Source organism: Novosphingobium sp. SG754, from assembly GCF_013149315.1.
In the GTDB taxonomy this organism is placed as follows: domain Bacteria; phylum Pseudomonadota; class Alphaproteobacteria; order Sphingomonadales; family Sphingomonadaceae; genus Novosphingobium; species Novosphingobium capsulatum.
The window spans coordinates 109038-121089 of sequence record NZ_JABGCC010000008.1; the positions used below are offsets into that span (position 1 = coordinate 109038).

Annotated in this window: 9 protein-coding genes and 4 pseudogenes; 8 read left to right on the forward strand and 5 right to left on the reverse strand. The window is 61.8% G+C overall.

All coding sequences use genetic code 11. The features are described from left to right. The 5 genes from FHW97_RS18220 to FHW97_RS18240 all read right to left on the reverse strand — a co-directional run bounded on the left by FHW97_RS18220 (window position 1) and on the right by FHW97_RS18240 (window position 6024). Window positions 1-2199: a TonB-dependent receptor gene (locus FHW97_RS18220; RefSeq protein WP_171799401.1), complete on the reverse strand. Its 2199-nt coding sequence runs from the start codon at window positions 2197-2199 to the stop codon at window positions 1-3. Between the two features lie 166 nt (window positions 2200-2365). Beyond that, window positions 2366-3733 carry an MFS transporter gene (locus FHW97_RS18225; protein ID WP_171799402.1) on the reverse strand — a complete coding sequence of 456 codons (1368 nt, stop codon included), beginning with the start codon at window positions 3731-3733 and terminating at the stop codon, window positions 2366-2368. A 41-nt stretch (window positions 3734-3774) separates the two neighbouring features. Further along, window positions 3775-4014 carry a lipoyl domain-containing protein gene (locus FHW97_RS18230; protein WP_171799403.1) on the reverse strand — a complete coding sequence of 80 codons (240 nt, stop codon included), beginning with the start codon at window positions 4012-4014 and terminating at the stop codon, window positions 3775-3777. Next, the gene (locus FHW97_RS18235) at window positions 4011-5000 is read right to left on the reverse strand and encodes an alpha-ketoacid dehydrogenase subunit beta (RefSeq protein WP_171799404.1); all 990 of its coding nucleotides are present in this window, start codon (window positions 4998-5000) and stop codon (window positions 4011-4013) included. The genes FHW97_RS18230 and FHW97_RS18235 overlap by 4 nt, the downstream gene beginning before the upstream one ends. Window positions 5001-5013: 13 nt before the next feature. After that, window positions 5014-6024, reverse strand: coding sequence for a thiamine pyrophosphate-dependent dehydrogenase E1 component subunit alpha (locus tag FHW97_RS18240; protein WP_253941867.1), 1011 nt, complete (start codon window positions 6022-6024; stop codon window positions 5014-5016). 289 nt (window positions 6025-6313) lie between these two features. Between FHW97_RS18240 and FHW97_RS18245 the strand changes: the two genes are divergently transcribed. From FHW97_RS18245 to FHW97_RS18280, 8 genes and pseudogenes are all read left to right on the forward strand, one after another. Further along, window positions 6314-7315, forward strand: coding sequence for an alcohol dehydrogenase catalytic domain-containing protein (locus FHW97_RS18245; RefSeq protein WP_171799406.1), 1002 nt, complete (start codon window positions 6314-6316; stop codon window positions 7313-7315). A 116-nt stretch (window positions 7316-7431) separates the two neighbouring features. Further along, a complete protein-coding gene (locus tag FHW97_RS18250) occupies window positions 7432-8466 on the forward strand; it encodes a Rieske 2Fe-2S domain-containing protein (RefSeq protein ID WP_171799407.1) in 1035 nt (344 codons plus the stop codon). A 72-nt stretch (window positions 8467-8538) separates the two neighbouring features. Then, a pseudogene (locus FHW97_RS22145) lies at window positions 8539-8706 on the forward strand (transposase); the annotation flags it as partial. Then, window positions 8706-9210 (forward strand): annotated as a pseudogene (locus tag FHW97_RS18260) (tyrosine-type recombinase/integrase); the annotation flags it as partial. The pseudogenes FHW97_RS22145 and FHW97_RS18260, both read left to right, overlap by 1 nt. A gap of 142 nt (window positions 9211-9352) precedes the next feature. Further along, window positions 9353-9769, forward strand: a complete 417-nt coding sequence (locus FHW97_RS18265; RefSeq protein WP_253941873.1) for a zincin-like metallopeptidase domain-containing protein — start codon at window positions 9353-9355, stop codon at window positions 9767-9769. Window positions 9770-9810: 41 nt separating this feature from the next. Then, window positions 9811-10074 (forward strand): annotated as a pseudogene (locus FHW97_RS18270) (transposase); the annotation flags it as partial. A gap of 217 nt (window positions 10075-10291) precedes the next feature. Continuing rightward, entirely contained in the window at window positions 10292-11659 is a 1368-nt protein-coding gene (locus tag FHW97_RS18275; protein WP_171799409.1) for an IS110 family transposase, read from the forward strand. Beyond that, window positions 11660-11956, forward strand: a pseudogene (locus tag FHW97_RS18280) (IS3 family transposase); the annotation flags it as partial. It lies immediately after the preceding gene. Window positions 11957-12052: the final 96 nt, after the last annotated feature.

Genomic DNA, 12052 nt, shown 5'->3' on the forward strand with positions numbered 1-12052 from the left:
TCAATACCGGACATTGAAACCGACCCCCACGATGCGCGGGGCATCATAGGTAACGTTGATAGTGCCGTCCGAAAGGGTCGAGCTGTAGACTGCGGTGGCAGCGTTGGTGATGTTGTTGGCAAAAACTCGCAGCGTGTACTTCTTGTTATCAAGGTTCCACGCGATCGAGGCATTGAGCTTGGCAAATTCGTTCTGCCTCGCGATGTTGTTCGCCTCAAAAAAGTAGCTGGACGAATAGATTCCTGTCAGGTTGAAGTCCATCGACGAGCCATTCTCCAGCTCTGCAGTATATGTCGCCGAGACGTTGCCCTGCAGGCGGGGAGACTTGGGGATGCTGTTGCCGCTGGCGTCGCCCGGGAACTGCGCAACCCCGCCATCCGGCGCCGTGAACGGTGCATTCTTGAAATCGCGGAACTTGGCGTTGGTATAGGCGACACTGCCCGCGAGGCGTAATGCCGAGGAAAGCCGCGCATCGAGCTCGGCCTCGAGCCCATAGATCCGCGCCGACGCGCCGTTTATAATGCCCGTTGCCGCAATACCGACCTTCTGGACCTGGATGTTCTTGTAGTCATAATAGAAACCGGCGAAATTCAGACGCACGGTGTTGCCGAACAGATCCGTTTTCAAGCCGGCTTCATAAGCGCTGATGGTTTCAGGCAGAAAGGCCGGGTCGGTCGAGAACTGAGTGTTGAAGCCACCGCTCTTGAAGCCCGTGTTGAACGACACGTAACCCAGCACCTGAGGCGAAAAGCGATGGTCGAGCGCCACGCGGAAAGTCGGCTTCTTGAACGATATCTCGTCGTGGGGTGTCGTGCTGAGCAGGATTGGCGGCGTGGTCTGGCCAAACGCAATCGCTTCGGTACGGCCATCGATCGTGCGGCGCTCGTAAGTATAGCGAGCCCCCAGCGTAATGTTCGTCGTCGGGGTTACGGCCAGCGTGCCCTGCGCATATCCCGAGATGGACTCGGTCAGCTGGTTGCCGAAGAGCAGTACCGACTGGAACGGGCCAAACAGGTTGTTCGGGATGTCACTCGAGAACACCTGCGACGGATCATAGATGCCCCGCGCCCGGAAATAGAAGGCACCGGCAGTCCATGTCAGCGGGCCACCACTGCGCGAAGAAAGCTGGAATTCCTGGCTGAACTGGCGCTCCAGATCACGCAGATCTCCCGCAAAATGTGGGACAGGGGTAAAGTCGATATCCCATTGCAACCGTGAATTGGAATCCCGGTATGCCGTAATGCTGGTCAAAGCGACCGTGCCGAGCTGCTGTTCGAGCTTCAGGCTGACGCCCCAGTTCCGGTTGTGCAGCCGGGGCATGACATCACCATTGAGATCCCATGGGCCACCAGTGTCGGTATTCGCGCCAAGGAATGTCGGCAGCTTCGTTCCGGGGAACACTTTCTGCCCGTTGAACGAATTGCGCATGTCCGTGTAATCGCCGATCAACGTCGCGCGAGTGCTGTCGCTAAAATCAAAAATCCATTTCGAGCGAACGCTGATGTTGTGCAGGTTCTTGTTTACGTCGGCGCCCGTGGGCAGGTTCTTGCCCCAGCCGCGGCCTTGGGTACTGGCTGAAATCGAGATGTCGGCCGCAACGTTTTCGGCAACGCCGCCCGCCGCATAGAGATCGCCACGCACCGTGGCATAGTTGTCAATACTGGCGCCGAAGTTCATCTCGGTTTTCTGCGTGGGATCCTTGGTGATCACCTGGATCAGACCGCCAGTCGCGTTGCGACCGAACAAGGTGCCTTGCGGCCCCTTGAGCACTTCGATGCGGCTGATGTTGTTGAAGTCGAACAGCGCCGAAGTGGACGACGCATGATATACGCCGTCGACATAGATCGACACCGGGGTCTCGATGCCGGGTCCGATCGCGGTGCTGCCAACACCGCGCAAGTAGGTGATGGCAAAGCCCACGGCGCTCGATACACTCAGGCTTGGCACGGCTTCACCCAGGGCCTGCACGTTGGCGATACCGCGCGTTTGCAGCTGGCTTGCTGTCTGCGCTGTGACCGACAGGGGCACGTCTTGCAGCTTCTGCTCGCGCCGCTGGGCTGTGACGATGATCGCCCCGTCGTCGACGCTAGAGGTCGCTGGGGCCGGCGCCGGCACTTGCCCTGCGGCCGCCTGGGCCATGGCGGCACTCGACACGCCGAGCGACGCTGCACATGCCACGCTGACAAGCTTGTATGCCATTTTTATCCCCTCCGAGATGGAAGCTTTGTGAAGCTTCTTGTTTGTTGGTTCTTGTTCTAGCTGCTTCCCTGCCGGACCGCGCGACCACAAGGGAACGAAATTCCGGCCCTGAATGTACGCGACCGGCAACTGCGTGCTCGGCCGCACCCAAGCTGGCCGCCGTTGCTCAGGCTGGACTGGCGTGCCCGGATTGAACCCGCCCGAGCAGGACCAGCCCGCACGTAAGGAATGCGATCCCAGCACACAGCCCGGCGCGCTGGCTTGCAAACAGCTGGGTGAGGACTGCGATCGACAGCGGACCAAGGAACGATGTCGCGGTTCCAGACAGGGCATAGATGCCGAACAACTCGTTCATCGCATCGCGCGGCGCGAGCTTGGCCAGCATGACGCGGCTGGAGACGAGCCCTGCCGTCACAAAGAACGCTGCCAGACCTTCGGCCACGAAGAACGCCTTGTCCGCCGCCCGTGGGAAAAGGCCGCCGCTGGCATGAGGGTCGGTCGCGACAAACAGGACTGTGTCCGGCCCGATGGTCACCAACAGAAGATTGGCGAAGATGCACCCGACGATGCCGATCTGCAGCGACATTTTGGAGCCAAGCCGTTCGTCAAGGAACCCGCCCAGCACCGAGCCGCCCACCGCCACGACGCTGAGGACCAAGCCCATCGCGGACAACTGGACGCCAGTCCACCCCAATACGCCCGCGCCCACCACACCCATGAACATCATGAGCACGATGAAGCCTTCGTTGAAGACCATCCGCGCGATCAGATAGCGCCCGACGTCGGGCATCGCGCGCAGGCGCCCGATCGCGGTGCGCAGCCGCCGCAAACCCTGGCGAACGATCGTGGCCAACGGAGCACCGGTGGAGGCTGCGTCGGGAACCAACACCAGAATCGGCAGCGAAAAAACCTGCCACCAGCCGGCGACAACCAGCGGCGTTGCCCGCTCGACCAGAAAGTTGCCGGTGGCAGGGGCGATCATGAAGTCGGCGAGCATGTAGGTGCCAAACAGCAGGATGCCGGCGCCATTGGCCAAGGCATAGGCGAGCCCGCTGGCCGAGCCGTAACGCCGCGGGGACGAAACCTGCGCCAGCAGCGCATTGTAGAAGATCGACGACAGTTCGTAGCAGATATTGGCAACAACCAGGCACGCCGCGATCAGGAGAATACCCGACCCCATCCCGGGCCTTGCCAACGCCAGTAGCCCGCAGGCCGGAACCGCGATCAGGATGCTAGCCGCAAGGAACGGCTTGCGCCGCCCGCCGGCATCCGCAATTGTGCCCAGCACCGGCGCGGACAGCGCCACGAAGACCGCTGCGGTCGAGAGGATGTAGCCCCAGACGGCTTGTCCCTGCACCGGATCGGCGATGACGTGATTGGCGAAATACGCCGAAAACACGTAGATGTTGATAAGCACGTAGAATGGATTGCGCGCGCACTCGTAAAGCGCCCAGGCTAGCCGCTTGCCCTTGTCGTCGGGCGCCCCCGAGCGATCATGTGCCTCCGCACCCGATGGCGCCGCGACATCAAGCATCGCACGCCCTTCGCACGGCCAAGGCTGGAAAAACCGGCACGCTATGCACTCTCGACGATGCAGACGGCCTGCCCCACTTCGGCAATACCATCGACCTGCACGAGGATTTCCACCATCGTGCCGTTGCCGGTTGCCTCGACAACCTGCGTGACCTTCTCGGTCTCCATCTCGTAGAGCGGATCGCCCTCCTGAATCGCATCGCCCGGCTGCTTGTGCCATTTGACGATGGTCGCTTCTTCCATGTTCATACCGTACCGAGGCAGCTTGAGCTTGATCTTCATGCAAATCTCTTGTGGTCGTCGTTGGTGATCGCCAGGGCGGCAGCAACGATCTTCGCGGAATTGGGAAAGATCGCCGCTTCGGCATTCGTGGCGTAGGGCATCGAGACGTTGGGCACGGTCACGCGCTTGATCGGCGCCCTCAATGCATAGAAGCAGGTGTCGGCCATGAGGCCGGCGATGTAGGATGCAGCGCTGCAACGGTCCTTGGCTTCGTCGACCACCACCAGCCGCCCGGTTCGGGTTACCGACGCCGCGATACCCGCCTCGTCGAAGGGCACGAGCGTCCGGGGATCGATGACTTCGGCCGACACGCCCATGCCTTCCAGTTCCTGCGCCGCCCGCAGTGCTGGGCGCACCATCGTGCCGATCGCGCAGATGGTCACGTCGTGGCCCTCGCGATGGACGGCGGCCTTGCCGAACGGCACGAGGTATTCTCCGTCCGGCACTTCACCACTGTCGCCGCCACGACCGCTCGCCTCAAGGAAGAAAGTCGGGTTGTTGCCGCGGATGGCGGTGGTCAGCAAACCCTTTGCATCCGCCGGCGTCGCGGGCGTCGCCACATTGACCCCGCCGATGTTCATGAGCACCGGATAAGGCGTATCGGAATGCTGCGCAGCCAGCGAACGCCCGCCGCCGTAACCGGCGATTACGGTGATCGGCAGGTTCATCTGGCCGCCCGTCATCATCCGCAGCTTTGCCATCTGGTGGGCGATGGCGTCCATGCCGGTATAGATGAAGTTGCCGAACATGAGATGCAGGATCACCCGCCGCCCGGCTGCAGCAGCGCCGACCGCCATGCCCGTCAGCGCGGTTTCGCAGATCGGCGTGTTGTATACCCGCTCCGGACCGAACCGGTTGAACACCTCGCGCGTGTCACCGAAAATCGCCAGTTCGACGTCTTCGCCGAACAGCACGATATTCCGGTCGCGCTCCATTTCATCGAGAAGCACCTGGTTGATTGCCTGGATGTACCGTTGCCTGGCCATTTGCATGCACTCCCTAGGCTCGCTGGCCGGAAAAGGTGATGTCGAAGATCAGTTCGGGATCGGCATCCTCGCTCGCGAGCGCATATTGTACCGCCCCCTCGATTTGCCCCAACACGTCGGCGTCGAGCGCCGCGAGCTGTTCGGGCGTGGCGACGCCCTCTTCTACCAGCCGTGCCGCGAAGCGCAGGATCGGATCCCGGTGGGGCGCACGCCAGACGTCGATCTCTTCCTGGGTGCGATAGGAGTACCCACCGAGGAAGGCGTCCTCGGCCTCCAGGTGGCCGCGGATGCGATAGGTCAGCGTCTCGATGAACGTCGAACCTCCGCCCGACCGTGCCCGCTCGACCGCTTCTGCCATGGCCGCCTGGACGGCAATCACGTCGTTGCCATCCACGGTGACCGTCGGCAGTCCGACGGCGCGGGCGCGGTCGGTGAACTCCCCGGCCGTCACCTTCTTCGTGATGGTGAATTCGGACAAACCATTGTTTTCCAACACCCAGATAACCGGAAACGACCAGACCGCACTCATATTCAGCGATTCCATGAGCACGCCTTGGTTGGCTGCCCCATCGCCGAACAGACAGACCGAAACTTTCTTCTCGCCCGCAACCTTGATGCCCAGTGCAGCACCTGCGGCGATCGCAATGCCCCCACCGACGATCCCGTTGGCCCCGAGAATGCCCTTGCTGACGTCAGCGACGTGCATGGAGCCGCCCATACCCTTGCAGATGCCGGTGCGTTTGCCCCACAGCTCTGCGAACATGGCTTTCAAGTCGCCACCCTTGGCGAGGAAATGGCCGTGGCCGCGGTGCGTACTGGTGATGAAATCACTGTCTTCCAGCACCGAACAGACGCCAACGCCCGATGCTTCCTGCCCGATGTAAAGGTGCACGCCGCCTGGCAGGCTGCCGGCCTGCGCCTCCTTGCTGAGCCGCTCCTCGGCGCGCCGGACCAGGAGCATGCGCTCGTACAGCGCCATCCATTCCTGCTGCTTTGCCGCATCCACATTCGATAGCTGGCTCAAGGCGCTCTCCATCCGCTCTTACCGAACGAACCCGCACAGGTCCTGCCCGGTCGGCTGTTTGACGCCGGCAGAGGTTCTGCCTGGCGCCGCTGCACCAAGAGCTATCGCGTGCCCTGCCCCCACGCGCGGCTGCCCGTGCACCAAAAAACGGCTGAGAGTGCACCCCGTCGGGTTGGTACTCAACAGCCTCTTCCGTTTCTGACAGGTTGGCGCTGAGAGGCATGGCCGCGCGGCAGTACAGGCGTTTGCCGCACCGGCGCCGCGCACCGTAAAAAAGGAAAAGAAATCAATGAAGGCGGCTGTTTTTGAGGCGATCGATCAGCCCTTGCGTATTGAGAACCTCGCCGATCCCGAACCGGGCGAGGGCGACGTCGTCGTCAAGGTCGGCCGCTGCGGGATTTGCGGCAGCGACCTGCACATGGCCAGCGATCCGGCCTATGGTTGTGCCGCCGGAGACGTGTTCGGACACGAATTTGCTGGTGAGGTCGTTGCCACGGGGCGGCACGTTGCGAGTCTGCGGCCGGGCGATCTCGTCGCCGTTGTCCCGCTGGTAAGCTGCGGCGCGTGCGACCATTGCCGCCGGGGTGCCGTGCAGTGGTGTGCCGCTTTCGCCCTGCAAGGCGGCGGCTATGCGGAGTTCGCCAAGACCCGGCAAAACCAGTGCATCAAGCTGGGAACCGACGTGAGCCTAGCCGATGGCGCGCTGGTCGAACCGCTCGCCGTCGCGCTGCATGGTATCAACCGGTCAGGGATGAAGGCCGGTGACAAGGTCCTGGTACTTGGCGCCGGCCCGATCGGGCTGGCTCTGGCATTCTGGGCGCGCAAGCGCGGCGCGGCGCGCGTCGTGGTGCAAGACATCACGCCGTTCCAACAGGAGCGTGCGATCGAGATGGGTGCAGACGCATTCGTCGTTGATCTTGCCGACCCGGTCGGTGCGGCCGATCGCGCCTTGCGCGGCAAGGCCGACATCGTCTTCGAATGCGTCGGCGCACCTGGACTGATCACGCAGGCAGTCGCGCAAGTCAAACCCCAGGGCACGATCCTCCTGCTCGGCCTGTGCACCAAGCCGGACACGCTCGACACCTTTGCCATGCTGGCCAAGGAGGTCAGCCTTGTAACCTCGGCCTTTTTCACGATCCCCGATTATGAAGCGGCCTTGGCCGTTCTCGACCAGGGCGCGATCGAACCGCGCCTGATGATCTCCAGGACGATCGTCCTGGATCAGGTTCCGCAGGTGTTCGAAAGCCTCAAGCAGCGCACCGGCGACTGCAAGGTAATGATTGCGCCGTGATCCCCGGCATTGGCCGCGCGGGCCGGCGTGGCAGTCCGGCAGGGCACACACCATCAGAAACATGACCGACCCCACCGGGCGCAGCCGCCCTGGTCGACAAGAACGGGAGAAATAGCATGTACCCTTTTACCGACGGCAGCTACGCTCCACGCAACGGCTGGTACGTTGCCGCGTTCTGCAACGAGATCGGCGACGCGTTGCTGAGCCGCTGGATTCTCAACGAACCGGTGGTGCTCTACCGTAAGGGCAATGGCGATGCCGTAGCGGTCCAAGGCCGCTGTCCCCATCGCCACTTCCCGCTCGGGGCCAGCCGGCGGATCGGTGACACCATCCAGTGTGCCTATCACGGCATCACGTTCGACGCCGCCGGCGCCTGTACCTTCATGCCCAGCCAGGAGCACATTCCCGGGGTTTATTCGATCAAGTCCTATCCCCTCGTCGAGCGCGGGCTATGGGCCTGGATATGGCCCGGCGATCCCGCACTGGCCGATGAAAGCCTCATCCCCGACATGAACGAAATCGGCCTGACGCTGCCGGGGTATCATGCGCGCGCGATGTTCTACCACCATGTCGAGGGCCGCTATCAGTTGCTCAACGACAACCTGCTTGACCTCACCCATCTGGGCTATCTCCATAGCAGTTCGATCGGCACGCCTGATGACGCGGCAACACCGGAGGAGCGAGAGGTGACGGAGCGGTTCATCCGCAGCCGCCGCCACATGCGCGACACCCCACGCCCGCCCGTCGTCGATTGGCAATCAGACTTCCGCGGCCGGATTGACCGCACTACCGGAATGGACTTCCACTTCCCCGGCTTCCACGCCGGCCTAGCCGATGTGCTCATTGCCGAGGGCCAGCCCGGCGCGGGCGAATTGCTGCGGTCTTCGCGGGTCTGGCATGCCGTGACGCCCGCGCGCAAGACCACCACGAACTACTTTTTCGGTATGGCCGAGCGTGACCTGAACATCCTCGACGCGGCAGAGGTCTATCTCAAGCCGGTTATCGAGGAAGACATTTTCGCGACGGTTGAAATCGAGAAGATCATTTCTGCGCTCGACGTCGTGCCGCCCGAGTTGAAGCTCAAAAGCGACGGTACGGCCGTGCTGGGACGGCGTGCCCTGCAACGCATGATGAATGCCGAATTGACCTGATCTGGGAAAACTGGATCGCATTGCACTGGAGTTTTTCGCCGTAGTCTCCTTGGCTGGGAGGAGCGAAAGGCGATGAAGGCATCGAAATTTTCGGACGCTCAGGAGGCGATGATTTTGAAGCAGGGAGCGGACGTTGTTCCGATCGCGGACATCTGCCGCCGGGCTGGCATCACCCAGGCGACCTATTTCAGCTGGATGACGAAGTGCGACTGTATAATGCCGCCGCGCATGCGGCGGTTGTTCACCGTGCTGCCATTACGACGCCGAAGGAAGTCGGCGAGCTCTTGCGCTCCATTGAGGACTATGAAGGCGACATGCAGACGCGCATCGCGATGCGCCTGTTGCCGCATGTCTTTGTTCGCCCCGGCGAGCCTCGTCATGCCCGAATGGAAGGAGTTCGATTTCGACCGCAAGGTTTGGATGATACCCGAGCACAAGATGAAAATGCGCCGGCCGCACGCCGTGCCGCTTTCCAGACAGGCCATCGCGATTATTCGCGAGATCGAACACGACGCCGCTTACAGCCCCTACCTCTTCCCCTCATTGCGCTCAGCCAATCGGCCGATGTCGGACAACACTATCAATGCCGCACTACGGCGCATGGGATACGGCAAGGACGAGATGACCGCCCATGGCTTTCGCGCCATGGCCGCGACACTGCTCAATGAGATGGGGCTTTGGATTGCTGATGCCATTGAGCGTCAGCTTGCCCATGTCGAAGCCAATGCCGTTCGCCGCGCCTACGGTGGTCTGCTATGCCGATCGCTTCACCCCGCGCGAGGAAGCGGCCAAGGCCCGGGACGAAGACCGCGAAGCCCGCACCGTGGCCTTTCTCAAGCGCTTTACCGTGTTCAACCTCGACCAGTGCGAGAACCTGCCTGAAGACATGGTTGCCCCGGTGGCGCCGATTGCGCCCGAGCTGGCGATTGCCGGTGCGGATCGCGTGATCCAGGGCAGCGGGGTGACGTTCTGCATTGGTGGCGGGGAAGCGTTCTATTCGCCCACCCATGATGTGGTGCAGGTGCCGCTCCAGGCTGCCTTCCTCGAGCCGATCAACTGGTTCCGCACGGCCCTGCACGAACTGGGTCATGCCACAGGCCACAAGAGCCGGCTGGACCGCGATCAGACTGGCGAGTTTGGCTCCGCGTCCTACGCAAAAGAGGAATTGGTCGCGGAAATGGCCAGTGCCTTTGCCTGTGCCGCGCTGGGCATTGTCCCGACCGTTCGGCATGCCGACTCATATGGGGTTCTTTCTGTCAAGCTGGTTAAGGCATCGCGCCTCCCTGGCCTGCTGCCGGTTTGATGGACACCGAGATAAGGTGTTTTCATCAACTGGAGTGATCGATGCAACGAAGGAAGTTCAGCCGCGAGTTCAAGCTTGAGGCGGTAAGATTGGTGAAGGAGCGCGGGGTAGCAGTAGCGCAGGCCGCCCGCGATCTTGATGTGCATGAGAATGTGCTGCGCAAATGGGTTCGGGAGTTTGCGGCCGACAAGCAGGATGCCTTTCCTGGGCATGGCCAGATGAGGGCCGAGCAGCAGGAGATCCAGCGCCTGCGCCGGGAAGTGGCTAAGCTCAAGGCGGAGCGCGATATTCTAAAAAACGGTCGCGGGTCTGGCCCGCCTGTGCGCGGTAGAAACGGGTCGTGTTATGGATACGGTCGGAGGGTCGCGGCCGATCGCTTATTGGTGGCATGATACCCCGTTAAAAAACGTGGCCCGTGGGCAGTTGCGCACTTGAGAGTGGTGGCGCCGTATCCCGGCGACCCCGGTTAGGAAAATGACGGTTTGCATCGCCCATGCCCTCCCATTTTGGAGGAGATGTGGAATGAATAGATCAAAACCTGCAAAGGCCGGTAATTTGCCGATGGTTGTGCCCGGCGCAGCTGCCATCGACATCGGTTCGACCATGCACATGGCTGCGGTCAATCCCGAGGCTGACGATCGGCCTGTCCGCGCATTTGGCACGTTTACCGGCGATCTGCACCATATGGCGCGCTGGTTCAAAGCATGCGGCGTGACAAGCGTGGCGATGGAATCCACCGGCGTCTATTGGATCCCGGCTTTTGAGGTTCTGGAAGAGCACGGTTTCCATGTCATCCTGGTCAATGCGCGCTACGCCAAGAATGTCCCGGGCCGTAAAACCGATGTGAATGATGCAGCCTGGCTTCAGCGATTACACAGCTATGGCCTTTTACGCGGGAGTTTCCGCCCGGAGGCCGGGGTCGCCACGTTACGCGCGTATATGCGGCAGCGCGAACGACTGATCGAATATTCGGCCTCGCATATTCAGCATATGCAAAAGGCGCTGATGGAGATGAACGTGCAACTGCATCACGTTGTCTCCGACATTACCGGGGCAACGGGCATGCGGATCATCAGAGCCATTGCGGCCGGTGAGCGGAACCCTGCCACGCTTGCCGAAATGCGGGACGTACGCTGCCATGCCAGCGCTGGGACAATCTGTTCTGCGTTGACCGGCAACTGGCGCGATGAACACATTTTCGCGCTGTGCCAATCGCTTGCGTTGTTTGACTTTTATCAGACCAAGATTGTGGAATGCGATCGAAAGCTGGAGATCTCACTCCGGGAACTCGAAGGCGGCAACGGGCACGATACGACACGCCTACCCAAGGTTCGGACCAGGACCAAACAAGTGAATGCACCGGACTTTGAAGTTCGCTCGGCGCTCTATCGCGTGCTCGGCGTGGACCTGACCCAGATTCACGGCATTGGCCCGTCGCTTGCCCTCAAGCTGGTCGGGGAATGCGGCACCGACCTTGCCGCGTGGCCGAGTTCAAAGCACTTCACGTCATGGTTGTGCCTGGCGCCGGGCAACAAAATATCGGGCGGCAAGCTGCTGTCATCGAAAACGCGGCGATCTTCAAGCCGGGTTGCGGCACTGCTGCGCCTTGCGGCGACCACGATTGGCCGGACCGATACGGCGCTGGGTGCATTCTACCGACGGCTGTCTGCAAGGGCGGGAAAAGCCAAGGCCGTGACTGCCACCGCGCGCAAGCTCGCTGTGCTGTTCTACAACGCTTTGCGGCACGGGATGGCATATCATGACCCCGGCGCAGCGCAGTACGAAGAGCGCTATCGCAGCCGCGTGATCGGCAATCTGCAACGACGCGCCAAGGCATTCGGCTTCGCTCTGCAGGAATTGCCAGAAGATCCAGAGATGGCTGTTTCTTAGGAAAGCCGCGGCCTACTTCGCGAAGGACTCGATATGAGGTTTACCTTCATCGCGAAGCATCGAGGGATCTGGCCGGTGTCGTGGCTTTGCGGGGCTCTCGGTGTCTCGCGTAGTGGCTTTCATGCCTGGCTGGTGCGTGCCCCATCGGCGCGCGCCAGAAGCGACATCGAGGTGGGGCGCAAGGTCAGGGCGAGCTTCACGCTGAGCGACCGAACCTATGGCGCAAGGCGGGTCTGGCATGACGTGCTGGCTGACGGTGTAGATTGCGGTCTGCATCGCATCGAGCGCCTGATGCGCCGTAAGCGACGTTCTCAGGCCACGGCGATCCAGGGCATGAGTTCGTCGACGGCGTTGGCTGGATGACCGCTGGCGAGCTTGGCGAGTGTCTGGGCC

Coding starts and splice junctions, on each gene's coding strand:
- FHW97_RS18275 (WP_171799409.1), top strand. CDS start 10,292: ATGAATAGATCAAAACCTGCAAAGGCCGGTAATTTGCCGATGGTTGTG.
- FHW97_RS18235 (WP_171799404.1), bottom strand. CDS start 5,000: ATGGCCAGGCAACGGTACATCCAGGCAATCAACCAGGTGCTTCTCGAT.
- FHW97_RS18250 (WP_171799407.1), top strand. CDS start 7,432: ATGTACCCTTTTACCGACGGCAGCTACGCTCCACGCAACGGCTGGTAC.
- FHW97_RS18265 (WP_253941873.1), top strand. CDS start 9,353: ATGGTTGCCCCGGTGGCGCCGATTGCGCCCGAGCTGGCGATTGCCGGT.
- FHW97_RS18245 (WP_171799406.1), top strand. CDS start 6,314: ATGAAGGCGGCTGTTTTTGAGGCGATCGATCAGCCCTTGCGTATTGAG.
- FHW97_RS18220 (WP_171799401.1), bottom strand. CDS start 2,199: ATGGCATACAAGCTTGTCAGCGTGGCATGTGCAGCGTCGCTCGGCGTG.
- FHW97_RS18225 (WP_171799402.1), bottom strand. CDS start 3,733: ATGCTTGATGTCGCGGCGCCATCGGGTGCGGAGGCACATGATCGCTCG.
- FHW97_RS18230 (WP_171799403.1), bottom strand. CDS start 4,014: ATGAAGATCAAGCTCAAGCTGCCTCGGTACGGTATGAACATGGAAGAA.